General features: G+C 47.0%; 23 protein-coding genes and 7 tRNA genes. 7 read left to right on the top strand and 23 right to left on the bottom strand.

Annotation, left to right across the window (positions count from 1 at the left end; genetic code table 11):
* The first annotated feature begins 1 nt into the window (after position 1).
* A complete protein-coding gene (locus BLR06_RS11965; RefSeq protein WP_092073447.1) occupies positions 2-1,396 on the top strand; it encodes an FMN-binding glutamate synthase family protein in 1,395 nt (464 codons plus the stop codon).
* A 110-nt stretch (positions 1,397-1,506) separates the two neighbouring features.
* Here the strand turns inward: BLR06_RS11965 and BLR06_RS11960 are convergent, their stop codons facing one another.
* The 11 genes from BLR06_RS11960 to BLR06_RS11910 form a co-directional block, all read right to left on the bottom strand.
* Positions 1,507-2,208 (bottom strand): LrgB family protein, encoded by a 702-nt coding sequence (locus BLR06_RS11960; protein WP_245698133.1) that lies wholly within the window; start codon positions 2,206-2,208, stop codon positions 1,507-1,509.
* Positions 2,205-2,576 carry a CidA/LrgA family protein gene (locus BLR06_RS11955; protein WP_092073444.1) on the bottom strand — a complete coding sequence of 124 codons (372 nt, stop codon included), beginning with the start codon at positions 2,574-2,576 and terminating at the stop codon, positions 2,205-2,207. The genes BLR06_RS11960 and BLR06_RS11955 overlap by 4 nt, the downstream gene beginning before the upstream one ends.
* A 193-nt stretch (positions 2,577-2,769) precedes the next feature.
* On the bottom strand, positions 2,770-3,678 hold the full coding sequence (locus BLR06_RS11950) for a LysR family transcriptional regulator (protein WP_092073441.1): 909 nt from the start codon (positions 3,676-3,678) through the stop codon (positions 2,770-2,772).
* 221 nt (positions 3,679-3,899) lie between these two features.
* A complete protein-coding gene (locus BLR06_RS11945) occupies positions 3,900-4,670 on the bottom strand; it encodes an RDD family protein (protein WP_092073438.1) in 771 nt (256 codons plus the stop codon).
* Positions 4,667-5,650 carry a stage II sporulation protein M gene (locus BLR06_RS11940; protein ID WP_092073435.1) on the bottom strand — a complete coding sequence of 328 codons (984 nt, stop codon included), beginning with the start codon at positions 5,648-5,650 and terminating at the stop codon, positions 4,667-4,669. The genes BLR06_RS11945 and BLR06_RS11940 overlap by 4 nt, the downstream gene beginning before the upstream one ends.
* 8 nt (positions 5,651-5,658) lie before the next feature.
* Positions 5,659-6,984, bottom strand: coding sequence for a DUF58 domain-containing protein (locus BLR06_RS11935; RefSeq protein ID WP_173812751.1), 1,326 nt, complete (start codon positions 6,982-6,984; stop codon positions 5,659-5,661).
* Positions 6,985-7,015: 31 nt separating this feature from the next.
* Positions 7,016-7,969: an AAA family ATPase gene (locus tag BLR06_RS11930; RefSeq protein WP_092073429.1), complete on the bottom strand. Its 954-nt coding sequence runs from the start codon at positions 7,967-7,969 to the stop codon at positions 7,016-7,018.
* The gene (locus BLR06_RS11925) at positions 7,962-9,110 is read right to left on the bottom strand and encodes a DUF4350 domain-containing protein (protein WP_173812753.1); all 1,149 of its coding nucleotides are present in this window, start codon (positions 9,108-9,110) and stop codon (positions 7,962-7,964) included. The genes BLR06_RS11930 and BLR06_RS11925 overlap by 8 nt, the downstream gene beginning before the upstream one ends.
* Positions 9,103-9,717, bottom strand: coding sequence for a DUF4129 domain-containing protein (locus BLR06_RS11920; RefSeq protein ID WP_173812755.1), 615 nt, complete (start codon positions 9,715-9,717; stop codon positions 9,103-9,105). Before BLR06_RS11920 ends, BLR06_RS11925 begins: the two co-directional genes overlap by 8 nt.
* Positions 9,718-9,728: 11 nt before the next feature.
* Positions 9,729-10,499 carry a hypothetical protein gene (locus tag BLR06_RS11915; protein ID WP_139164489.1) on the bottom strand — a complete coding sequence of 257 codons (771 nt, stop codon included), beginning with the start codon at positions 10,497-10,499 and terminating at the stop codon, positions 9,729-9,731.
* A gap of 315 nt (positions 10,500-10,814) precedes the next feature.
* The gene (locus tag BLR06_RS11910) at positions 10,815-11,636 is read right to left on the bottom strand and encodes a DUF2889 domain-containing protein (RefSeq protein ID WP_173812757.1); all 822 of its coding nucleotides are present in this window, start codon (positions 11,634-11,636) and stop codon (positions 10,815-10,817) included.
* Positions 11,637-12,806: 1,170 nt separating this feature from the next.
* Here BLR06_RS11910 and BLR06_RS11905 point away from each other — a divergent pair.
* The 5 genes from BLR06_RS11905 (at position 12,807) to BLR06_RS11880 (ending at position 19,173) form a co-directional block, all read left to right on the top strand.
* On the top strand, positions 12,807-13,757 hold the full coding sequence (locus tag BLR06_RS11905; RefSeq protein ID WP_092073414.1) for an alpha/beta hydrolase: 951 nt from the start codon (positions 12,807-12,809) through the stop codon (positions 13,755-13,757).
* Between the two features lie 541 nt (positions 13,758-14,298).
* Positions 14,299-14,667, top strand: coding sequence for a transposase (locus BLR06_RS20380; RefSeq protein WP_217636897.1), 369 nt, complete (start codon positions 14,299-14,301; stop codon positions 14,665-14,667).
* Positions 14,652-15,383: a hypothetical protein gene (locus tag BLR06_RS20035; RefSeq protein ID WP_245698132.1), complete on the top strand. Its 732-nt coding sequence runs from the start codon at positions 14,652-14,654 to the stop codon at positions 15,381-15,383. Before BLR06_RS20380 ends, BLR06_RS20035 begins: the two co-directional genes overlap by 16 nt.
* 545 nt (positions 15,384-15,928) lie before the next feature.
* The gene (locus BLR06_RS11890; RefSeq protein WP_092073408.1) at positions 15,929-17,905 is read left to right on the top strand and encodes a methyl-accepting chemotaxis protein; all 1,977 of its coding nucleotides are present in this window, start codon (positions 15,929-15,931) and stop codon (positions 17,903-17,905) included.
* 698 nt (positions 17,906-18,603) lie between these two features.
* Positions 18,604-19,173, top strand: coding sequence for a tetratricopeptide repeat protein (locus BLR06_RS11880; RefSeq protein ID WP_245698142.1), 570 nt, complete (start codon positions 18,604-18,606; stop codon positions 19,171-19,173).
* Positions 19,174-19,229: 56 nt separating this feature from the next.
* Here BLR06_RS11880 and BLR06_RS11875 read toward each other — a convergent pair whose 3' ends face one another.
* From BLR06_RS11875 to BLR06_RS11860, 4 genes are all read right to left on the bottom strand, one after another.
* Positions 19,230-19,667, bottom strand: coding sequence for a DUF4879 domain-containing protein (locus BLR06_RS11875; RefSeq protein WP_139164487.1), 438 nt, complete (start codon positions 19,665-19,667; stop codon positions 19,230-19,232).
* Between the two features lie 30 nt (positions 19,668-19,697).
* A complete protein-coding gene (locus BLR06_RS11870) occupies positions 19,698-20,465 on the bottom strand; it encodes a tRNA threonylcarbamoyladenosine dehydratase (protein ID WP_092073397.1) in 768 nt (255 codons plus the stop codon).
* A gap of 26 nt (positions 20,466-20,491) precedes the next feature.
* On the bottom strand, positions 20,492-21,391 hold the full coding sequence (locus BLR06_RS11865; protein ID WP_092073395.1) for a radical SAM protein: 900 nt from the start codon (positions 21,389-21,391) through the stop codon (positions 20,492-20,494).
* 580 nt (positions 21,392-21,971) lie between these two features.
* Positions 21,972-23,150 carry a metallophosphoesterase gene (locus BLR06_RS11860; RefSeq protein ID WP_092073392.1) on the bottom strand — a complete coding sequence of 393 codons (1,179 nt, stop codon included), beginning with the start codon at positions 23,148-23,150 and terminating at the stop codon, positions 21,972-21,974.
* 219 nt (positions 23,151-23,369) lie between these two features.
* Between BLR06_RS11860 and BLR06_RS11855 the strand changes: the two genes are divergently transcribed.
* Entirely contained in the window at positions 23,370-23,678 is a 309-nt protein-coding gene (locus BLR06_RS11855; protein WP_092073389.1) for a hypothetical protein, read from the top strand.
* A gap of 43 nt (positions 23,679-23,721) precedes the next feature.
* On the opposite strand, the gene BLR06_RS11850 is transcribed toward BLR06_RS11855, so the two are convergent.
* The 8 genes from BLR06_RS11850 to BLR06_RS11815 form a co-directional block, all read right to left on the bottom strand.
* A complete protein-coding gene (locus BLR06_RS11850) occupies positions 23,722-23,961 on the bottom strand; it encodes a hypothetical protein (RefSeq protein ID WP_092073386.1) in 240 nt (79 codons plus the stop codon).
* Positions 23,962-24,370: 409 nt separating this feature from the next.
* Positions 24,371-24,454 (bottom strand) — tRNA-Leu (locus BLR06_RS11845).
* A gap of 23 nt (positions 24,455-24,477) precedes the next feature.
* Positions 24,478-24,563, bottom strand: a tRNA-Leu gene (locus tag BLR06_RS11840).
* Between the two features lie 20 nt (positions 24,564-24,583).
* Positions 24,584-24,672: transfer RNA gene (locus BLR06_RS11835), tRNA-Leu, on the bottom strand.
* Between the two features lie 12 nt (positions 24,673-24,684).
* Positions 24,685-24,758 (bottom strand) — tRNA-Gly (locus tag BLR06_RS11830).
* Positions 24,759-24,769: 11 nt separating this feature from the next.
* Positions 24,770-24,845, bottom strand: a tRNA-Thr gene (locus tag BLR06_RS11825).
* A 7-nt stretch (positions 24,846-24,852) separates the two neighbouring features.
* Positions 24,853-24,928 (bottom strand) — tRNA-Phe (locus tag BLR06_RS11820).
* 119 nt (positions 24,929-25,047) lie between these two features.
* Positions 25,048-25,124: transfer RNA gene (locus BLR06_RS11815), tRNA-Asp, on the bottom strand.
* Positions 25,125-25,178: the final 54 nt, after the last annotated feature.

Raw genomic sequence — 25,178 nt, 5'->3', positions numbered from 1 at the left:
CATGTTATTAAGCTGGCTGGCAATGAAAATGATGGACCCGATGATGGATGAAGCCATGACGAAAATGATGACCGAGGACTATTCCGATAACCCGTTTCTGCTGGTAACCGTTGCTGAAAAACTAACACCGCGCGCTGCCATTGAAGCAGCCATCAGAGCTGAAACAGGCAAAGAACTCGCCCGGCCGCTGGGCAGCCCCAATGTACTGTCACCCTGGAATAAAATACTGCTTAACCCGCGTCAATTGTTTCAGTTGCCAACCGAGAGCACCGGGCAGATTTCCACCAAAACAGTGATCGGCCCCCATGCCAAAAAACCGTTGGTGCTGGATCTGCCGGTAATGATCACGGGCATGTCTTATGGCGGTTCGCTAAGCCTGCCAATGAAAATTGCCCTGGCTAAAGGCGCAGCCCTGGCCGGAACCTCCACCAATACAGGTGAATCGGCGGTTACCCCCGAAGAACGCGACGCCGCCAAATTTTTAATTGGTCAGTACCATCGCGGCGGCTGGTTAAGCGGTCAGGAACAATTAAGCCAGCTGGATGCAATTGAAATTCAGCTTGGTCAGGGAGCCTGGGGCGGCGCTGTTGAAACCTCTGTTACCGAACGCAAAGACGAACACCTAAAGCATACCTGGCAGCTTGAAAACGGAAAGAGCGCCACCATCTATTCCCGGATGCCGGGAAAACAATCGACCCAGGATTACATCAAAATGGTCAATTCGATGAAATCGCAGTATGATGTGCCGGTGGGTGTAAAAATTGCAGGCACCGATTTTATTGAATACGAGTTGGCGGTCATTGCCCAGACCAAGGCTGACTACATAGTGATTGACGGCGCGGAAGGCGGCACATCCTCCTCTCCGCCAACACTTCAGGATGATATTGGCCTGCCAACCCTTTACACGCTGGTCCGGACAGTAAACTGGCTGACTGCCAATGATCTGCGGGATCGTTTTAGCATTATTATTGCCGGAGGTATGTCTACACCCGGTCATTTTCTCAAAGCTTTAGCCTTAGGCGCCGATGCCGTATATATTGGCACAATTGCCTTAATGGCTGCCATGCAGGCCCAGGCGGTAAAAGTTTTGCCGCAGGCTCCGCCCTCGCAGCTGGCCCTGTATGGCGGCCGCATGACCGATAAATTAGACATTGACAAAGCTGCCCGCAGTTTGGCAAATTTTCTCATCTCCTGCACCGCCGAAATGAAGCTTGCCGCCCAGGCGTTGGGCAAACAAGCCCTGAATGAACTTGGACCGGCCGATCTGGTCACTGTAGACAAAGACTTAGCCGAATTTATCGGCATCCGTTATGCCGGTCAGATACGCCGCCCTCGCCCCTCACAGACCGATGCCTGCCAGCAGACAGAACACCAGCAGCAGCCACCGCTGCAATAGGCCGGCAGGTTCTTCTGCAGGTGAGGCTGAAAGGAAGAGACCGCCCAAAGCATGCTCATGCTTTGGGCGGTCTCTTCCTTTTACTGTGTTCCTGCCCTCGTCTCGCTAAATCATACATAAGTTCCCCCAAACAGCTTCAGGCATACCGGCACAAGTCCGGGAGCAATAAAAGCTGTGATCAGCCCCATAAAGATCATTGCCAGGCTTGCGCTCGCTCCTTCCAGATAGCCCAGCTCATGCGCCTTGGACATCCCGGTGCCATGGGCCGAAATGCCCAGCATCATTCCTCGGGTGACCGGATTTTCAATTGACAGGTACTTTAACGCCAGCGATGCAAAAACGGTGCCTACCAGGCCGGTAATAATGACAAAGGCCGCCGTCAGCGCCGGATTCCCGCCGACAATTTGCGATATATTCATAGCGATCGGCGTAGTAACCGACCGTGGCGCCAAACTATCCGCCACCTGCACCGGCAGCCCGGCCAAACCGGCTGCGCCAACCGAAGTTACAATCGCCACAACCGCCCCGGCGGATACGTACAGCACAATTTCCAGCAGATGTTCTTTAATTACGCTGCGGTAACGGTACAAAGGAACGGCCAGCGCTACCGTCGCCGGCTGGAGCATATAGCTCAAAAGCTGTCCCCCGGCATTATAGGTTTCATAAGAAACATGCAGCAGTTGCAATGCCACAATGATCACCACCGGACAAACCAACAGAGGCGATAAAAGCAGACAGGCGGACTGTTGATACAATCGTTTTGCCAATTGGTAGATAATCAGCGTCGACATTAAGCCCAATACAACGTTCACATGCGTTCGCCCCTCTCCCGGTAATAATGCGTCAGCCGGCTAAGCCCGGCAATACACGCCAAAATGCTGAGCGTACTAATGGAAATGACCGCCAGCAGTTCAACCGATTGCTGCAGCAACAAACCGGAAAACTGCATGACGCCAATGGCTGAAGGAATAAAAAACAGCAGTAATTCAGAAATTAGTAAGTTTGAGCCGTCCTCCACCCACGCCATGGCCAGCCAGTTGCGCTCAATAAGCAGGAACAAAATGCCAATGCCGATAATGCTGCCCGGAACCTTAAACGGCAGCAACATCGCCACGCCATTGCCGATAAGCCCAATCACACCTAAAAGAACAATCTGAAATAATATTTTGACATAGCGCACACAAACATCTCACCCTTCTTCCCGCCGGTACCACTGTCCATTCCTGACAGCCCGGACACCGCAGCAGCCGCATTGTGCGTACTTGTCATCAGACGTATCTGCAGTACACACCTGCTATATATCGATTATAGTGCGCAAAGGTTGATAAGTACAATAAACATTAAGCATACATTACATCAAAATTATGCATGAACTAAATGCCTGATCCATCGTCCGGCAAATTGTAGTTGGTGTTGAAAAAGCTCAGCAGTTCCCGCACGGCATGGGAAAGATAGCGGCCCTTTTTCCAGCAGAGCGCCAGCCTGATGCCCAGTGTTTGATCCTGTAGCGGACGGGAAACAATCGCCTGTCCGTCAAACTTCCGGCAGACCTTGCTGGGCAGCAGGGCAATGCCGATACTGGCGGCCACCAATTGCGTCATTAGCTCCAGCTGTGAAGTTTCAAAAACAATCCTCGGCTGAAAACCTTCCTGCCGGCAGCGGTTGATCACAATATCATGCAGGCTGAAATCATTGCTGTAAGAAATCAGCTGCTCCGGCTCAAGCTCACGGTAATCAATAGACTGCACTGTACTTAACCGGTGTTCCGGATGCATGATCACCCACAGCGGATCAACCGGAAAGAAAATCATTTCATAGATAACGCTCTCCTCCGGCGGAGCGCAGATAATGCCAATATCAATCAGGCCTTCCTGTATCGCCTGTTCAATTTTCTTGGAGCCGTATTCATACAAATTCATTGTTATTTTCGGATATTCTTTTTTAAAATCTCCCAGTACCCGGGCAAATGTCGTAACGCCGGTAATGGGCGGCAGGCCAATATTGATCTTGCCTGTTTGCAGCTTAGTCAAACCATCCAAGCGGGCCGTAATCGCACTGAAAGAAGAAACGATTTGCTGCGCCTGTTCTAAAATGGCCTCACCGGCATCGGTAAGTTCCACATGCCGGTTGCTGCGATAAAACAATTTTACGCCCAGCTGCCGTTCCAGATCACGGATAGCTTTACTAATTGACGGCTGAGAAATATGGATGGCGTCAGCTGCCTTGCTAAAGCTTTTCTGCCTGGCAACCTCCATGAAATATTCCAGATGATAGATGTCCATGCTGCTCCTCCTTGTGCGGCTAACCATGTTACTTGTTATTGTATCATTAATGACTAAGACCGGATAGAGTCAGGCCGCTGTCCTGTAGGGCCGCCTGATGTTACGCTCCGGCTACACCAAAAAACAAGGTGTTCTTCTGGCAATCGCCGGAAAAACACCTTGTAGCCTGAATAGGATAAATCAATGAAAGAGCTGTAAGTTTCTGCTGTCAAACGCAACAATCAGCCTTTCGCTTGGAACAACTGCGCAACCTGCTGTAAAAAAACATGATAATCATCGATGGCCGCCGCACGAATGCTCAGTTTTTTACTAAAATGGGCAACCAGTCTATGTTCCAACTGCGAAGCCTCCTCTGGCCTAAGCTCATCTTTCCTCAATAAATACTGCTTGAGCGTTGCAAATTCGTCCTCCGTGATTGTATGTAAATATAGTCGCGCAGAACCTGCCCACTCCGCCTCCGGGACGGCATAATCAATCACCGGTGGAGCCGATCCGCCCTTTTCTCTTAGTACTACCGTTCCCGCGGCTAGATCTCCCAGGCGTTGATTCCGCCTAGTGACTAATACCGCAACCATACCGACCGCATAAAGAAACGGCAGTTGATCAATAATCGTCAACATATTCCGCACTAAAACCTGCATAAAGGTAACCGGAGAGCCATCACGCTGTACAACCCTGATCTTAATCAGTCTTTTGCCAGGAGTTTGTCCGTTCCATATTGTTTCAAAAAAAATCGAATAGCCGTATACAATACCAAAAATGATCAATAGAATAAGTGCTCCCCATAAAGAAAAATATTCTTCAAACTCAGGCACATCAACCCAGCCGCTTAATCCCACGCCCCAAAGGCTGCAACTGACAACAACAAAGAACACGACCAGTATTGTTTTAAACACCCCGTCCACAAATGCTGCGGCAAAACGTGAGCCTATTCCAGCCAGTTTGAACTCAAGGCGCACCTTTTCAGGGCTGATCAGGCTGAACTCCTTCATTGCCTCCACCCCCTGTATGAATCCGCTTGTCCGGCTTGATTTCCCCGCCAGACATAATACAAAAACAGCAGCAGCGAACCTCCGCCTACCGCAACTTTAACATACTTTGGCAGAACACTCGGCGTAACAAACCCTTCAATTAAACCGGCAATAACAAAAAGAGGCAGGGTTCCTGCAACTAACGACAGCGCCGCCCGGCCTTGCACGGGCAACAGCTCCCGTCGTTTGAAATCTCCCGGCTTTACCAGAGCCTTAGCCAATACAAAGCCGGCTCCCCCGCAAATAAAAATAGCGGCAAGCTCCAGAACTCCATGGGGGAGTATCAACGACCAAAAGTCCAGGGCATAACCCTTATTCGTATACATTGCCCCCAAAATCCCTACCATGATTCCATTGAGATATAACACCGCGCAAGTCCCCAGCCCCCAAGTAACGCCCAGTCCAAAGGCCAATACGCCGACCTTAATATTGTTTAGCATAATTACTGTTGACAGAAGCGAACCCAGGCCTTCCCATCCGTTGATTCCGGTCTGACCTGCGACTATTTCTTCCGGTACTAATTGCTCCGGAATAAACCAGCCGGTCAGCACCGGTTGAAAATAGTAGATCAAATATCCGGTTAACAGGCCCAGCAGCAGAATCGCGGCGGCCGCCCCAATTAGCCGCCTTTCGTCGGCAATACGCCGTGGAAACTCGCGAGAGTAAAAATGCAAGACAGATTTCAGGCCAAACGTTTCCTGCCGATAAAGATGTCCATGTGCTTTAACCACTAGGTTATTCAGATAACCAACCATTTCGTGGCCGGGATAGTTGCTGCGGGCATAGGCCAGCTGTGCCGTTATTCTCCTAAACAGGGGGCCAAGCATCCTGACCTCCTCACGGCTTAAACTGGCAATACCGCTTCTTTCCATTTGTTGTACAATCCGGTCAAACCGCTCCCAGGTTTGTCGGTAGGTTTTTAAAAACAGTTCTGAATTCATTGCCGCTCCTATAATTTCAGCTGAGACTTCATTTCAAGATATTTATTCACCAGATTAACGGATAGTTCCCCGGGCGTAACGTTCAATACCGTTACCCCTCTTTGCTTCAGCAATGCGGCGGATTTCTCACGGTTCCGCAGCACTTCAATGGCAATCCCCTTCTCATAGACCTCCTGGGAATTGACCGGACATATGCCGGCTTTGCCGACAATGCCGGCATCCTGCAGGGTGATGCAAAGAACCAAATGATGTTTGCTCAGAATAGATATACATTCAATCAATCCCTTGGAGGCTTCTTCATCAATAAGATCAGTAAAAAAACAAACCAAACTCCGTTTACGGTTTTTCGTGCCGATATATTGACAAACTGCCTGATAGTCACTTTCCACAAGTTCCGGCTGCAACTGATACAACTTAGCCAAAATTTTCTGCAGCTGCGGCTGACCTTTGCCGGGAGGTAGATACAGCTTGACCTTATCCGAGAAAGTCAGCAACCCGACTTTGTCATCTCTAGTTATACCGACATAACCCAATAATAAACTGGCGTTAATGGCGTGATCCAGCATCGTAACTTGGTCAAATTCACCGCTCAACAACCGTCCGGCGTCAAGCACCAGTAAAATCTGCTGACTCCGGTCTACTTCATATTGATTGCTGATTAATCGTCCCCGGCGGGCCGTGGCGCCCCAGTTAATCCGCCTGAACTCATCATCAGTCCGGTAATCACGCAAGCTTTCAAAATCAGTTCCAAGCCCCGCCAGGCGGGAGACCTTAACCCCTGAGCCCATAAAATTGCCCTGACGGCCCAGCTGATAATTGCTTATTTCCCGGATATTGGGATATACCCTGACAGCGGTAGCCGGAGGAAGTATCTTCATTTGCTGCATAAATAATCCCAGACGGCTGTAATAACGAAGATGAATCGCCCCGAAAACATAATCACCCCGTTTAGGCGGCTTGACCATATACCGCACTTTGGCCGTTTCCCCCGCACCTAACAGTACTTCCCACCGGTTTTGCCCTGCCTGAAACTCCGGCGGTATATCATCTTTAACAATAACCCGGACGTCCTGCCTGCCGTCATTTCCAACCGTCAGTACGACCGCGTTTTCAATCCCGATTGACATACGCTGTTCATACAGGCGGTCTGCCTTCAGCCGATGAGGCTTCATGGTTAACCTGAGGTCAAGCAGTACCAGACCTAAAATAACGCCATCATACAACAGCAAAAAAGCAAGCGCCTGCTGCAGCGTAAACGCTGCTATGATCACCAGGAAAAACAAGCTGACTGCGCCCCCCAGCACCAGGGCAATTGCCCTTGGACTAAAAACCACTGGCCTTCCTCCCATATCAACGGTAATTACATTAACGAGGAACCTCAATGCCATCAAGAATCAGTCTAACGACCGTGTCGGCGGCAAGTCCCTCAATTTCAGCTTCCGGTTTTAATATAATCCGATGCCGCAACACAGGAAAACTTACCCGTTTTATATCATCAGGCGTGACAAAAGCACGCCCCTGCAACGCAGCCAAAGCTTTGCTGCAAATAAGCAAAGACAGCGAGGCCCTCGGACTGCCGCCCACCGCCAAATGGTGATTCTGCCTGGTTGCATGAACAATATCCAGAATATAATTCAGAATACCATCTTCTACCGTTACTGCATCCGCCTGCTGCTTAAGCTGCAAAAACTGCTCTTTATCCAGCACCGGCTTTATCTGCTCCAGCATTGCAGCTGCCGGCCGGCCATTTTGCATCATGTCTAAAATAACTTTCTCATCACTCCGCTCCGGATAGGGCACCAAAACCTTCAGCAAAAAGCGGTCAACCTGCGCTTCCGGCAACGGATAGGTCCCCTCGTGTTCAATCGGGTTTTGCGTGGCAAACACCAGAAATGGCGGCTCCAGCTTAAACGCTGCCCCGTCAATGGTAACCTGTTTCTCTCCCATTGCTTCCAGCAACGCCGCCTGGGTTTTCGGCGGCGTGCGGTTGATTTCATCAGCCAGCAGGAAATGAGTAAAGATGGGACCTCGTTTCAGGGTAAATTCACTTGTCTGGAAATTAAACACATTGGCGCCGATAATATCAGAGGGCATTAAGTCAGGAGTAAACTGAATCCTGCGAAACTCGCATGCCGTTAAGGCCGCCATAGTGTTAACAAGGGTTGTCTTACCTACCCCGGGCGGTCCTTCCAGCAAGACATGCCCCTGGGCAACCATTGCGATCAATACTTCTTCAATCACGGCCTGTTGCCCGGCAAACACCGTACCCAGACCGGCCAGCAATTGTTCAACCTGTGTTTTTAATTGATAATCAGCCATTGTCTTTGCCCCTTTTTGCTTTAAAACTAAGATTGTCCTCACGCCAGCTTTCCATCTCCCGTACGATGGCCAGCAATTCGTCTTCCGTAAAATCAGGCCTTACCAGAATTTGTTCACTATTGTTCAGCAAGTCACCCAACTTTTGGGCATCAATATTCGCCCGACTGGAAAACAGGCCGATCAGCTCATCATTGGAACTGCTGGAAGGCATCCCTAAATACCGGGCCAAATCTTCTCTAAATCCTTGATAAATGCTTTCAAAAATTAAATGCCGGGCACGTGCCTGGCGATAAATAACAGCAAGTGAACTTACATAACTGCCTGTTAATTGTTTATCCTTTACCGTCAAGGAAATCGCCCTGCCAAAGCGTTTGCCCCAAAAATAGTACAATAACAACAGGCCCAGTATAAATTGGCCCCCGGTCAATGCCAGCGGCCCTAGCAACGCCCTTTGCGCGGCATGGCCTGATTTGACGCCGGTACCTTCACAAAACCAAATACCCGCTCCGCCGTAAAGACGGACAATATTCAAAACCAAAATTAAATTATCCTGTTCGCCAATCTGCTGATTACTTAACAAGCCGGGTACTGTTAGAAAAACCATCCGTCCCTTGCCGTAAACAACTTCACCTAAATAAGCCCCGTGATCATCTCCATACTGAAAATCTGCTGCAGCCGCATCATTAACTCTTGTTCCTTCAACAAGGTCCAACTGCCCTACACCCTGCAGCAGTTGATGTGATGAAGAAACAGAAGCAATTGACGGCCTGCTCAAAGCCGGTTCCGGCCAAAAACCAAAATGCCGATAGAGCAAATTCGGCTGCTCGCCGGCCAATAGAACGGTATTGCCGTCAGTCACCCATTCAAGCAGCCTGTCCCGGTCTTCGGCGGACAGCCGCCCGGCCGGTTCCAGCAGAATTGCCAGCCCATTGCCTGGCGGAACAAACCCGGCGGCACGTTCTACCTTTTGCCCTTCCTTCTCCAGCAGCAAAAACACTGCTTTCGTACCTTTTGCACCTGAACTTAACGTACTGTAAAGAACATTGTCCGCCTGTGGGAGCATCGCACACAAGATAATGATAACCGCCAGTGCACCGCCTGCGGCAATGTAGATGCGGGAAGTTGGTGTCTTCTTAGCCATTCTCCTCCCCCTTTGCCAAAGCCGCATATAACGTTTTACCCTGGTTAACATCTTCTCCGGAGCAGCTTTCCAGCCCATACCACTTATGCTCGAATAAAGTTGCCAGAATGTGAAAATTGGCTGCCGCATCTGCCGCGTGCAGCCTTATTTCCCTTAAATACTCGCTATTGGTTTTTGCCGCCTGGTAAACAATCAGACTGCGGTTATTCAGCTCAATCAGAGCCGCTAAATAGATCTCCCGTAAAGCACTTCTAAACTCCCCCCGGGATGTATTTTCATCAGCTTGTTTTAACAGCGCAGCAGAGGAAGGACGAATCAATAATTCACTTGGCGCGGTCTCACACTCCGCCTCTTTAACCATAACCCGCCAAAACGGCACGATAGAGCGAAGCAAATAAATCAGCAGCGCCAAGCCGGCGATCATTGCAACAATTCCGCCGATGACCAAAATATCGTCAGCATGTACTCCTTTACCGCCTAACGCCATATTTTCTAATAAAAAAGCGCTTATCCGCTTCCCAAGATTATGAATTGCAAATTCCGGAGTGGCTAAAATCTGTTCCAGCACAGCTCGAGCATGCTCATTGCTCATCGTATCACCGATCATCTTCTGCACCGCTATAAATTAGTGGTATCGGTGACCGCCTCTACCGCCGAATGCAGGTCAAAATTTTCTTTACGTACTCTTAAATCATAATATAACAGCGTATAGGAAATACCGGTAACCGGCATAAACAAACTGCCCGTTATTGTCGCAACCAGATTATCTGCAATCATCTTGCTAAAAACGTCTAAAGACAATACCTGCGTCAACAGGTTCAACGGCAATTGTATGATCAACGACATAATGCCCACCAACAGGCTCATTAAAAATATAATTGCGGCAATACGCCACCATGACCCTTTGGATAACTCCCGGCTTCTTTTCAGCCCGGCCCAGGGCCCGGTCGATTCAAGAGCATTCACTTGAATAAATAAGATGAAAGCATTGGCCAGATATATTCCGGGAAGGATGAATAAGATAAATCCAAGCGTAATTGCAATACCATACAGTATAGTACTCGCAACCTGCACCGCGATTTTACGAAATCCAAACAGCAAAGCGTCCTTCACTTCAATATGACGGTCGGATAGTTGTTCTGAGGCAATATGAACAATACCAGTAACAGCTCCGATATTAACCATAACAACGGCTATAAAAATGATTGCGCCGATAACCACAACGCCTGACTCTCCCATGGCCGAATAGCCGCCGGCAACGATAAGTGCGCCCACTGTAAAAACCAGCACCTGTAACAGCGATATTTTCATATACACATTAAACTGCGCCTTGTACATGGAAAAAGTACTGTCTAAAATCTCGCCCAGACTCCTTGGTTGGAAATTCAAAATATCAGACCCCCAGTGTTAAGTTATTTTTAGCAATAAATCCACATTCATCCCTTAATAAAAGCAACTCTCCTTTCGCATTTTTCCTATACCACTTCCCAAAGTCCTTCTTTAATTTTACGTATATTAATAATTATCGTATGCTTCCGCTTAAAACATTGTAGGACTATATTCCTAATTTTCAAACCTAACGCTGAATCCCGTTTCAGACAAATCGCGAGGCGTCGAATATTCAACTCGCCCGCCGCTCGGTGCCGCCCGGAAAGCACAGCAAGATTATTTCACGATTTTACAGTATATGAAACCAGTCCTGTCCTATTCTCCGGCAATAGCTGTGAAAAAGCCGAATGACCGGACCATTTCGCTGAAAATATCAATTAAATGGATACAGCCCTGCGAGCCGCCAAGCGCTTTCGCTATCGCCTTCTTATTCAGCTCGCTCATTTTCAGGCCGATTATTTCCGTCAGATAGGTCTTCGATTCGAAACACACGTTATCCGGCGCTCTTAATAAATTCCCCGTACAGTTGGCTATGACGCCGTCCGCCAGCGTCACGTTTACAGCCAACTGGTGAAATGAGTCGCTAAAGCTTCCCGTTATCAGTAGCTTTCCACTGTCGAAACTGATACTCACTGTTTTATTGCGCTGGAATAAAAACGACTTTCTGGCTTGCTTCCCGACATGCTCATGCCATTCGGTTGACACCCGGTCTAAATTGCTGTAATAGCGGCAGGAGTTTGCGTAAAATTTTTTCCATTCCCGGTCATAGCTTTCAGGCGATTCGAAACCGCGGGCTTGATATACATAGGTTTCAGCCTGAATGATGCCGCGAACGCACTCGGCGACCAGTTCTTTTTGAAAATTCTCCTTTTCCCCAAATGCATTGCTTAAAGCGGGACCAATGTTAAAATAAGCCTCCTGACCGGCTAACTGGCTTACACTCGCCTGTCCCGTTTCGTTCACCCCGCAGGAACGATAAACATTCCAGCCGGCTGCCTCGATAATAAAATCCGCGGTTCTCGCCCGGATATGGCCGGCAGCCTCATGCTGCGTTGAGAGATAGTAGCTGTCCGCCCAAATATTGCTTTCATTCGCCTTTACGATTGTCGAGAAATGACTTTGAAATCGGGTCTGCATTTCTATTCTCCTTGACAACTGACTCATAATGCTTATTTCGCCCAATGCGCAACATCTCCTGCCCCCGCCGCCCTGTGTCAAGAGGACGTGTGCCAAGAGGACGTGGTGAAAGCATAGAAACCATTGAAAAATTGATCCGGGCAAATATCAAAAATGAAAGAGAAGTAATTTTTACTAAGAAATATAGACGTTCTCTATTTCAAAATAGAAGAACTTTCCTTTCTTTGTGGTATGCGGGCCGGAGCGAAGGTGCTAGTGTCTTGACAAAGTTAAATCTTAGCTTAGCCAGCGTATCTTTTTTCGCACTGCTGCGTTGTCGTCAGTCGGCATACTCCCGGTATGCCTCCTTCCTCCGCCTTGCATTGCAAAAAAATCTACACTGTCTAATCCTAATTCACAACTTTGCCAAGACACTAGTGGATTTACTGCCACCGAACGGATAATAGTTGAAAATAGCCCAAACTATTGCCGCAACCAAATAAAAGGAACGAAAACTGGCCGGAATGGATGTGTGAGAAATCCATTCTACCATAACAGGAAAAGTCACCATGGGCTTTTTTCTTAGTTGTTCTATTTTATTTTACAATCGGCCGAAAAATAATTTTTGACGGTAACAAACAAAAATTTTCCTCAATATTACTGGGAATAATTGCTATTTAATACTAATACATTTAAAATATTGATTAAATAACTATTTGCTTTTTTGATCATATAGTGGCAAGGAAATTTTTCGTATGGCAAGGCGGAGAGGGAGGCATACCGAACGTATGTTAACAATCGGCTTAGGTGGTGATTTTGCCATCCAATATAGGCATTACGAGCCACAAACGGCGAACACAAATGTTGATGCCGGTTTTTTAGGCATTCATTTCTTACTATGAAAAAATACGAGTCAACGAACTAAATGTTTTATATAAAATCAATAAAAACACATCTTTTTTTTGGTAGTTATAGCTTGGCCGCGAAAGAAGAAGCAATTAATAGGCGGTGCCAGCGGCTTGGTAAACGCCGAGGCAGGCATAGGTTATGAAATTGACCGCAAGTGGGATTTTAATGTAACTTACCGCTATCTTATGGCAAAGGAAGATAATTATAAAACCACCTGTGAAGGACTCGGTTTGGGCTTACTTACTTATAAGCTTAACTAAGCAAAGGGAGAGGACGAGTGCAATGAACCGGCTATTATCTACTGTAATTGATCGTTATGCTTTGTATGATCTTCATAGGAAAAAAAGTATTGTTAGTCAATTTATAACGAATCATACGCAAGCTTATCCATCAAAGGGCGAACACAAAAAATTTTATAATCAGCCTAACTTACCTAATGTTGAAATGAACGAGGCTGATTCCGGCTTCTTCAAATTCAAAAGTGAAATTAATAATGGAAAAAGCAATCAATTTGCTACCGTTGAGTTCTACTTAAATAACCCTAAAGCTGGCAAGAATGTTGTGTTAGTTCACGGCTGGCGGCAAGGTAACCAAAGAATCAAGGACATTTATTTAAATGCGCTGACGAGCAAGGGGTATAATATCTATTTATTTACGTTACCTCATCACAGAAATCGGCAGGAGAACTTATCCAGCTATAACGGTGAATTTTTCATAAGCGCAAATGTAGAGAGAACTATAACTTCGATGCAACAGGCGGTTAGTGATTTACGGGCCTTGATCCTTTGGCTGAAGTCCCAAAGCACCGCTAAGGTAATCGTAATTGGAATAAGCCTAGGGGGTCTTATTGCTAGCCTTACCGCAACTGCCGAAAAAAGCATGGATGGGATGATTACAGTATTTTCACCTAATAGTCTCTCTTATGCAACTTGGTATAGTATACCGGGGAAGAAAATACGTCAGGATTTAGAGCAGAATGGGTACATATACGACAAATTGAAGATTGATTGGGAATTATTTGATACCAGCAACTTTGAATTGGCCATTCCAAAAGAAAAAGTGCTGTTGTTTTCAGCACTTTACGATAAATATATTGACCTTCAAGACGCAACTAAACTATGGGAAAAGTGGAATCGACCGCAGCGGTTGCTTTATCGCTGTGGCCATACGGGACTAGTTTTTTGTAAACAAAATATTGCTAGAGATACCATAGCTTATATTGAAAATCTATGATTTTTGTTATTGTAATCCTATGGTCAATTACCGTAATATTGGCGATTACCAACCGTACAAAGCAGAACTGCTACCTTGCTCTATTAGCATTTCTCTGTGGTCTTGGCGGACTTTCCGTGCTGCTGGAAGATGATATAATTCCTTTTATATAAGGTATGGCAATTTTGATTCAGGTTTAATAATTTCAGTATTAAAAATTATCATGACCGTAAGTTCCGGACTTGCTCATTATCTGTGTCCTTGGAGTCAGTTAATGTATGGTGTTACTTCAGCGGAGCTATCAGCTAAATGGGAAAGAAGAATTTGCGGTTTTTACAATTATTCCGGTCATTATAACCTTATCTTTTTACCCGCTCATAACCATTATTTGGTACAGGCAAATGAGCAAAGGGGCTGTCGCAGTAAGGAAAGGCTCAAAACAAAAAAATGGCAACCGACAGTAGTCGGGAGCCATTTTTTGTTGTAAAATCAGTTTGTGAGAACCGAAAAATTACACTCAAATTATACAACAGACGCAAATATATATCAACTGGTCTTGCCGATGGACATCGGAGAAATGATCCCGGCAGACGATTCGGTGAGACTACTCAGCGCGGTATTGGAGAGGATGAATTACAGCAAATTAAATGCCGCGTACTCCCGCCTGGGGAGAATCGAGAGAGCACCGAAACGTCTATTCAAAATCTCAGTATATGGTTACATGAACGGCATCTATTCCAGCCGTAAGCTCGAACAGGCCTGTCAACGGGATGTCAACTTCATGTATTTGTTGGGACGGGAAAAAGCGCCCGATCACGCGACTCAAGCGTATTTATTGACGGTACCAAGCTTGAGGCCAATGCCAACCGCTACAGCTTTGTCTGGAAAAAATCAACGCAAACCAATGAGGAAAAGATGCAGGCCAAACTGAAAGCTGAATTGCCGGTACTGGCGGCAACGTTGGGGCTGCGCTTTCACGCCGGTCAGAAGATCAAAGCCAAAGACCTGAAAAAGCTGCGCAAACGGCTCAAAGTTCAGCAAGCGCAGCAAGGCATCGTCTTTGTCCACGGCAAGGGGAAACGAAAACCAGTACTGCAGCGGGCGGTAGAAACGGTGGAACAATATCTGGTCCGGCAAAAGAAATATGACGACTACAACCACAGCTTTGGGGGAACGAAACAGCTTTTCAAAAACCGACCGGGACGCCACCTTCCTGCGGATGAAAGAAGACCACATGAAAAACGGGCAGTTAAAACCCGGCTACAATGCCACCTTGGCGGTAGACGCCGAATATATCGTAGGTGCTGCGATCTCTCAGGAACGAAGCGACAGTCAGACCTTGATTCCGATGCTGAAAAAGCTCCAAGGAATGGGCTATACCAAGCCTGTAGCAGATGCGGGATTGAAAGTGAGGAAAACTATAGCTGGTGTGAAAAAAATGGACTAACCGCCTTCATTAAACCATCCAATCACGACAAGGCCAAAACCCCCAAATACAAGAGCGACATCGGCAGGCGGGAAAACATGCCCTACGATGCGCAAAGCGATTGTGTCAAGGGGACGGGGTTGTTGACACAAATATATATTTCCGGCCTTATATCCCAAATTACATATATTGACTTCTTTTTCTTACGTTCGTTTTCATAATCGCTTTCTTGTCTTTTCACCCAGTGGAATAGGCCTGGTAGACATAGAAAGCCTACAGCCGCTCGTCGGTGACCTACTAATCGCATCAAATCCTTTACTGAGCAGGCCTCCGCCTGGGAGGTATGCTCGGGACGCTTTGTTTGCCTCCGTATTTTCCGGTGCTGTCATAGGTGTCGAGGGTGTTTTCGATGACAACGGTTTGGCCAGATTTATTTTGACAAATAAGGTTCCGCTATTACATGCTACTTCACTTTTTCACTATCTTTCTTCGCAACATTAAATTTCAGCTTCTTACTATAAATCTTTCTGTGTCAACAACCCCGTCCCCTTGACACAATAAGGCTCCTGCCGAAAAAAAGACACACTTTACTTGCTAAAATTATTTTTCGACAAACCAGGACCGCGCACAGGAATAGCATAAAACGAACACGAAACTAGCATAAAGCATTTTCCTGTGGTGATTAAATGCAGCTTCAGCAAGGCTCCGATACCCTGCAAACAGAACTGCGCATACGCCCAAAATTAAAGCTGAAGGAGAGATTCATATGAAATTAAGGTTAAAGTTAATCCTTGTATTTTCGTTCTTATCCGTATGCATTCTTCTGTTTGCCACAATCACAGGTTATTTATTTGCTAAAAAACAATTGATCTCCGGAATGCAGAACGAAATGCAGTCAGAGCTGCTGGCCCACAGCAATAAACTGGAGGGCTGGCTGCTAAGCAAAGGGAAAATGCTCGAGATGACTGCCGGGCTCCTGCAAAATACTGACGAAGCGCAAATTCAGCCGTCACTGCTGTCAGGGTACAAAGTTGCTGACCAGGAAATCTCCGACCTTTATCTGGGTTATACTGATGGAAAAATGATTGATGGCAGCGGATGGCAGCCGCCGGCCGATTATGATCCACGGACCCGTGGCTGGTATAAAACAGCCTTTGAAAGCAAAAAATTAACGTTTGGTGCCCCTTACCTGGATTTTGTTACGCAAAAAATGGCTGTGCCTGTTTCCATCCCTTTACAAAACACTTCCGGCCAGTTGCGGGGAATTATTGGTGCCGATGTGCTGTTGCAAACGCTGGTGGATAATGTAAAAAGCATTACTCTCCAGGGAAATGGCTATGCATTTTTGCTGGACAGCCAAGGAACCATTCTGGCTCATCCCAATGATGCCTTTTTGTCCAAACACTTTTCCGAAGTGCAGGAGTTACAGTCATCTAGCGATCTGATGCAAAAAATTCTGGCCTCCGAGCAAGGACTTGAACAGTATTCCGAACAGGGAAAAACCATGCTGATGGTACACCGGAAGCTGCCGGTCAGCGGCTGGGTACTAAGCCTGCATATTCCTGAGGAAATTATTTATCAGCCGCTGCGCCAGCTGCAGCTGTTATTTGCCGGCATTATTGCAGTATCCATTCTGGTGGTCGTAGCTCTGACCTACCTGCTTGCCCAACGTCTGGTCAAACCGATTGAAGCGGTAGCTGGTCAGGTCAGGTTAGTAGCTGATGGAGATTTGACCGTAGAAGCCCCTGTAACCGGGAAAGATGAAATCGCTCAACTTGCCGCCGGGTTTAATGCTATGGTAGACGGCTTGCGGAGCATGATCCTGCATGTACAGGACAATTCGCGACAACTGGCCGCTTCCAGTGAAGAACTGACGGCAAGCGCCAACCAGTCGGCCGACGCCGCCAATCAGGTTGCCGGCTCAATTACCGAGGTTGCGCTCGGAGCGGAAAAACAGGCAGATTCAGCCAATCAAATCATGACCATTGCACAGTCAATGGCCGAACAAGTCGAGCAAATTTCCCGGACGGCAGGTCATGTTGCGGCGGCAGCCGGAGAAACAGCCCAGGCAGCCGGTCAGGGACGACAGGTGGTGAATGAGGCAGTTGCGCAAATGAGTAAAATCGGGCAAAATACCACCGCCATTCAGTCCACAATTGCCGAACTGAATCAAAGCTCCCGGGAAATCGGTGAAATCATCGTTCTCATCTCCGCCCTTGCCGGCCAGACCAACCTGTTGGCACTGAACGCCGCGATTGAGGCGGCGCGGGCCGGCGAACAGGGACGCGGCTTTGCCGTCGTGGCCGAAGAAGTGCGCAAACTAGCCGAACAGTCAAACGAGGCTGCCCAGCAAGTCGGTGTGCTAATTGCTAAAAATGCCACCAACCTGGACCAGGTGGTTGCTGTCACCCAGGCCGGTGCCAGCGGTATCCAAAGCGGCGTCAATCTGGTTAGTCAAACCGGTGAAACCTTCAAACAAATTGTTGACGCCGTTTTAAAGCTTTCAGCCGAAATCAGGGCGATCTCCGAATCGATTCGGACAATTGCCGGCGGCAACCAAACCCTGATCACAGCAATCCAGGATATTGACAAAACCAGCAAACAAACAGCCGCCGAATCACAAACCGTGTCTGCCGCCACCGAAGAACAGTCCGCCTCCATGCAGCAAATCGCCTCCGCCAGCCAAAGCCTGGCCGTACTGGCCGGCGACCTGCAGGCCGCTGTATCCAAGTTTCAGCTCTAACTTAAACGGGGGAGCCGCAAAAGCTTTAAATAAAGCTCTTTACGGCTCCCCTTTACATTCCATTTGAGTTAATTGCGGTAACACTATTTCAAAAACCAGGAACAGGAGGATTTTTGTATGAACAAGAATAACCAAAGAAAGTCGAAGCAACTATTATTATTTATCGGTCGCGGCCTTTTATTTATCTGCTTAGTTTTTAATCTATTGCATCTTCCGTCAGCAAATGCCCAAGTGGTTGAAAACAATAAATATGGATTTTCACTAATTCTCCCGGATGAATGGAAAGTTGTATATGGTCGGGGAGAAATGCAGGGGACACTACTGTTTAGTGCTTTCGACAAAGAAAATGCCGGGAAAATTCTAGTTAGCGCCATGCCGCCGTATCCGGTCGCCATGTACAGTACGGAATATAGCGAAATATTGGACATATTCATTAATAGATTTAGTGCTAAACGGCCTGATGTTAAAGTAGAGTCAATTAAAAAGGATACCATAGCAAACCAAGATGCCAACATAGCCGTGTATTCCTGGCCCCGGAAGGATGGCGGCAGGCAAATTGTAATAAATGCAGCCTTTTGGATGAATGACACTATATTGGATATCGTCGGCGTATTCAAAGAAACGCAGCGTGAGCAAGGACTTCAGATGTTTTCAGAAATACTAAATTCACTAAAACTAAATGAAAGTACCAGCCGGGACTGGCTAATCTCGGGTATTCCTATCAAAAAAACGGCAATTACGCAAAAGCCGGCGAAGCCTTTGCAAGTGCCGCCAGACTTCATCCCAAAAACGTTGATAACTATTATGAATTGGCCTATAGCAATGCTGAAACTGAAAATTATTTACAAGCAATCAACGCCATATCAAAAGCCATAGAATTAAAACCTAAGGTGGCCTTTAATTACCAGGAGCGTGCTTATTCGCATATTAAACTAAAAAATGCCGAAGCTGCTTTGGCTGATACGAATCAAGCCATCGCTTTGGATCCGAACAAAGCAATTTTTTATGCTGGCCGCGGAAATGCCTTTGCCTTAATGGAAAAATATCCTGAGGCAATCAAAGACTTCGAGAAATGCCTTGAACTTCAAGGAAAACCACTTGATTCCCAGTTTAACCTTGGACAAGTATACGAATTGACAGGAAATCAGGAAAAAGCGTTATTTTATTACTCCATCATTGCCAAAATCCCTAACTTGCCTGAGCCTGTCAATGTTAAGGTCCAAGCGCGCATGATGGGAGACTGGGAAAATTATAAGGAATGGATATAATCTTTACCATCTTTCCAATGTGTCAACAACCCCGTCCCCTTGACACATTGTACCATTCATTGACGATATTCGGCAATAATGCCGGATATACTGTTGGAACGCCGTCCGCCGTTGATTCCGGCTGCTTCAATTACAATCAGGCCTTTGCTGTACTCTAACGGCATTTTAAACTCATAAATATATCCTGACGCCGGATTACCTACCGGAGTTTTATTTACAACAACCAATTCGCCGTCCTTAACCAGAAAACCGTTGGAAGAAATCTTAATCGATCTCTCGTCCGCATAACCGCTGAAATGAGCGGCCAAGTAAAAATTCTGCCCATAAATGGTTTGCTTTTGGGCCTCAGCAACAGTTTTCCAGCCGCTTACCTCTGCGCCAACATGAGTAATCTGTATTTTGAACAGATTGGGCGCCGGTCCTCCGTTAACAGCAGCAGATCCGGCAAAAACGAACATAACTGCCAAAAACAATCCGGCAATAATTTTTTTCAAACACACTCAGCCCCTCTTTGCTTAGACTTGTCACTGCCGTTTTTCCCCGGCAATTAAATCTTTTACCACTTCACCGGCAATGATCAAACCGGCCACAGCCGGAACAAAAGCAATACTGCCCGGAATCTGATTGCGAACAGTGCATTTTCTGGTAGTTCCTGACGGGCATATACAACCGGTTGCGCAGCTTGACCCGGCCGTTTCCACCGGTTTTAGCGGTTCCTCCCGGGAGTAAACAACTTTAAGCGATTCAACCCCGCGTTTACGCAATTCCTTTCGCATCACTTTGGCCAAAGGGCAGACGGAGGTTTGATAAATATCGGTCACTTCAAACCTGGTTGGGTCAAGCTTATTGCCTGCGCCCATACTGCTGATCACCGGAATATGCCTGGCTTTGGCTTTGACAACCAGATCAAGTTTTCCGGTTACAGTATCAATGGCATCCACAATATAGTCATAATCGTCAGCAAGCAGTTCATCGGCTGTATCCGGCATATAAAACTGCTGTAACACCGTTACTTCCGCCTGCGGATTAATATCATAAATCCGTTCGCGCATAACCTCAACTTTTGGTCTGCCTACTGTTTTCGAGGTTGCATGCAGCTGCCGGTTAATATTGGTCAGGCAGATACAATCATCATCCACCAATACAAACTTTCCGACACCGGAACGCGCCAGGCCTTCAACAACATAGGTGCCGACCCCGCCAATTCCAAATACAGCCACTTTACTTTGCGTCAGCATCGCCAAGCTTTGCGGGCCAATTAATAATTCAGTCCGAGAAAACCGATGTAACATAAATTCACCTTTATCTATTGTATTTATTAAAAATAATCGGGATTATTATATGGATCCCAATGATCCAATTTAGCCAGCTTCGACTCCGCCGCTTTGATAGCCGCCAGCAGCTTGCTTTTATCCTGCGGCAACGTCCCTGCAAAAGCAGTATAATTAGACACATGATTGCTTCTGAATATGCAGTGGCTGCCTGCCGGTAATTCAATCCTGTCGATGATGGCGTAAAGCTCGCTCATAATTTCAACCGGCGACAATAATTCAAATTCACCGCGCTCATACTCGGCCCGCAATTCACTGCCCCGGTACATCATTAAAGTTAAAGCGCTTAACATATTTGGTCTGATGGCGCTTACCGCCTGAGCGGTATTTTCCGCATGACGCATCGAACCGGCTTTACCGCCAAGTCCTAAAATGACCATCATCGATAATTTCATTCCAGCTGCGACAATCTTCTGACCAGCGGTAACGGATTGTACACCGTTTACCCCCTTGCAAACATGCTTCAGAACCTCATCGTCCCCCGATTCCATGCCATAATACACTAATGTTAAGCCGGCGTGATTCAGTTTTTCCAAATCCTCCGGTGTTTTACGCAAAATATCCTGCGGCCCGGCATAACAGGCTACCCTCTGCAACCGGGGAAAAGTAGCGGTAAGCCGCTGCAAAACTTCCAGCAACTTATCGGTAGGCAGAATCAAAGCATTGCCGTCAGCTAAAAATATTCGCCGGATATGCTGTTGATATTGCTTCGCCTGATTAATTTGCTGAATGATTTCCTCCATTGTTCTAATGCGAAAGTCCACACCGCGGTACATATTACAAAAAGTACAGCGATTATGTGAACAGCCGATCGTAACCCGAAGAATAAAACTATTGGCCTCGCTGGGCGGACGAAAAACCGGACCTTCAGCAGTATCGAAATACATAAAAGCCTCCTTAGTTTTTATTTAGGTAACACCCATTCGCTCCTACTCATAGTATACATAGAAAGATGCAAGGAGGTGAAACAAAAATTGCATCGTTACGAGTATCCTGAAATATTGGACTGGACGCCTGCCGCCAACCATCCTTCTTACCGGGAGCGCTGTTTGCCGGGTGTAGCTGTCATAACCGCAATAGCTGCGCTGGCTGGCTGCCGGCCCCGCAGCTGCTATCCCCGCCATTTCGGCAATTGGTCTTGTTCACCCCGATCTAACGCCAGACCAATCTATTGCTCACCTTATTATATCTGCGTACCGATGCCTTGTTACCCATATCAGTATAAACGCTGAATACCAGCGGTTTGTACTTTCACACACTCTCCTCAGACTCCGTCAGGAGTCTGTTTTTCTGGAAAAGCGGTTCGCCCCGGTACCGAAGAAAATAGCTGGTGCCGAAACCGCTCTATACCGGCGTAATATGTAGTAGGAGACCAGCCAAGGGCTGGCCTGGATAGAACGGGTTGGACAAAAATTCAGGCAGGCCATACAATGATCGCAAGCAAAAGCCCAATAGGGCCAGGCCGGCTTAGCCGCAATGCAGGGTAAATACAGCGAATTCGGCCGGACAGCCAAGACGGAAGGGAAACCAGCTTCCTGCGCCGGTACTTACATACCCGTATGAATTATGATGTTGATATAAACCACGCATGTATTGATACGTTACCGGCAGCAAGGACTGCCCGAATAGCGCAATCTGCCCGCCATGGGTATGCCCGGTTAACGTCAGCGGAATTCCGGCTGAGAACGCATTATCGATAAAATCGGGATGATGGCTGAGCAATATTTTAAATGCATTTTCCGGTACATCTTTTATTGCCTGTTCAAACATTGCCTTCCGTTTCGCAATCTGATCCAGTCCCCGCTCAGCCCAGGGGTAGTCAACACCCAATATATAAAAAGGCTGTTTAGCGTCGATAATCAGGTGGCTGCCGTTCGCAAGCACTGTTACCGGTGTAGCTTTGAATGCTTGGCGAATTTTATTAATATCACGAAAATACTCATGGTTGCCCCAGCTAAAATATATGCCGTGTTTAAGTTCGCCTGCCAGCTTGCTCAATTGATGCATGGCCGGCTCCAGTAAGCTTAAATCATCCAGAAAATCTCCAGTGATTACCAGCATATCGGGCTGCTCCCGCCTGACGGCAGCTAAGGTTTCCTCTAATTTAGCCACCGAAAAAAATAAACCAATATGCGTATCACTAAGTTGAGCAATTTTCAACTTATCTAAATATGCCGGTAGCTGCGGCAAAAAAAGCTGATGGCGCTGAACCGCAATGTGCGAGCCGCCGGAATAAACGCCGTATGTACTGATTCCCAGCGCAGCAAGCGGCACCATACTGCCTGCGGCACGTAAAAAACGCCGCCGGGACAGCATTGTATCCGAAGCTGCCGATGTTTTTCCGGTACCGGCGGCTGCCAGGCGATAAGCCGAATAAAACACCGGCGAGAGCAGCAATACTATTATTTGTCCCATCAGCCAGCTGAATGCAATCCGAAAAAACTCCGCCGAAATCAATCCCGGCTGTACTGTTCTGATAATCGTCAGACCAATGGCCACGGTTGCGCTGGTAAGCCAGTAAAACCGCCTGAAAAACAAAGTATCGTATCCGGAAAAACATTTTTTCAGCAGGCGGTAGACAATCCAACTGATGGCAATAATTATAACAAAACTAATCAAGATTGATAACTTCGTGGGACCGTGCACAAGAACCTCCTGAAATGATGCTTAGAATTCCCTGACAGTACTATTATGCAACAAACCATAGCAAATAATCTACCCCCTTCTATAAATTTATCATGAATAACAGCAGCGGTCGCCCCTGTTTTCGACCGGTAAAATCAGACCATGCGTTGGGAATAAGGGGTTAAATCTATTAGCATTTTAATTCAAAAAGCCCCGTATAATAATTCTGAGGTGATTTGTATGGTGACCTCAAATAGCAGCCCTCTTGAATTAGATGAAGCCGATCTTGACATGCTCGTCATCCTTGCCGCTATTCTTGCAATTGTCCTGGCAAAAGAAAAAACCTCTGATGAAGTTAATGCCATTGGCAATTTTTTCGCTATGCTGGGATTGGCTCTGACAGTACTGGGGTCAGCACCGATAGCAGCTCAGCGTAGTCGGACGCAGCCGCCGGAGTTTAGCGCCCTTGAGGATATGCAACAACAAATTAACCAGCTCAAGCTACAGCTTGAGCTGCTGCATGACAAACTGTCTGGCAAAGAAAAATAAGCCCTATAGTGATATTATCACTATAGGGCTAACTTCCTTCTATTTAGACTTCTCCTCTAAGGTGAGCTAATTCAGCCTGTTTTTCACTATAGTACCACCTGACCGAATTACCGATTGCACAACGAATTGCATCCATCTTCCCCTGTTGCGCAAGTTTTTTAAGTTTGCTTACATCAAAGCCGCAAACAGAAAAATAACTCGCCGAAATAAAGCCCCTTTCTCTCATCAGTTGACGATAGCTGCTACTGTCCTTTCGATCCATCTCTATCCGCCTAATTGCCATATTGCGCCTCCTTCACTCTATAAAAATTGAGACTACAAATGCAAAAGTAATACTATAATACTATTTTAATACATTTTGCCGCTCCTGTACATTACATTTTCATAAAAATATTTTCCAATTTTATTAAATCATTGTAAACTTTTATACTTTTTTAGCAGATGCTGTTGCAATTTGTTATATTTTAGTTAAGTTTTATTGTAAACGGACTGAGCCGGCAAGTCCGCCAGCAACGCTGAATAATTAATAAAACGCTTACGTTCTTATCCTATCAGCAATTAAAAAACCGCCTCGAAAAATCGAGGCAGTTTCCTTGCGATGGCCATAAATTACACGGTATAGTACAAGTCTCCCGCTTTTTTGGATTATATCATAAAAAAGCTCCCGATCAAATATCGGAAGCTCTAATGTTTGGTGCGGTTGGTGGGATTTGAACCCACACAGGTCTCCCCGCCACCCCCTCAAGATGGTGTGTCTGCCGTTCCACCACAACCGCATAGCATAAGTATATTTTTTTTATGGTGCGGTCGAGTGGATTTGAACCACCACGAGGTTGCCCCCACTAGCTCCTGAGGCTAGCGCGTCTGCCGTTCCGCCACGACCGCATGAAGATAAGAAAAGTAGCTGGTGCCGAGGACCGGAATCGAACCGGTACGGATGTTACCATCCGACGGATTTTAAGTCCGTTGCGTCTGCCAGTTCCGCCACCCCGGCATAATATATAGATGGAGCGGGTGATGGGAATCGAACCCACGTGACTAGCTTGGAAGGCTAGGGCTCTACCATTGAGCTACACCCGCAGTTAAACCTGTGGAGCTGGCGAGAGGAATTGAACCCCCAACCTGCTGATTACAAGTCAGCTGCTCTACCAATTGAGCTACACCAGCGTTATGGTGGTGCCTCAGGGCAGAATCGAACTGCCGACACGAGGATTTTCAGTCCTCTGCTCTACCGACTGAGCTACCGAGGCATGCTGGATTTTGGATATTAGCTTTTGGACTTTGGAAGCTCCGCTAAAATCCCTATAGTATTGCCGGACCTGCCTATTGTACTATCCAATAGCCAATGTCCAACGTCTAATATCTAAAATGGCGACCCGGATGGGACTCGAACCCACGACCTCCGCCGTGACAGGGCGGCATTCTAACCGACTAAACTACCGGGCCGTTTTGGGATGCTGGCTATTAGCTTTTGGACTTTGGCTCCGCTAATATCCCGCT

The sequence above is a fragment of the Dendrosporobacter quercicolus genome, from assembly GCF_900104455.1.
Taxonomy (GTDB): Bacteria; Bacillota; Negativicutes; order DSM-1736; family Dendrosporobacteraceae; genus Dendrosporobacter; species Dendrosporobacter quercicolus.
Note: the sequence above shows the minus strand (reverse complement) of the source record. Positions and strands in the feature narration are given on the sequence as shown.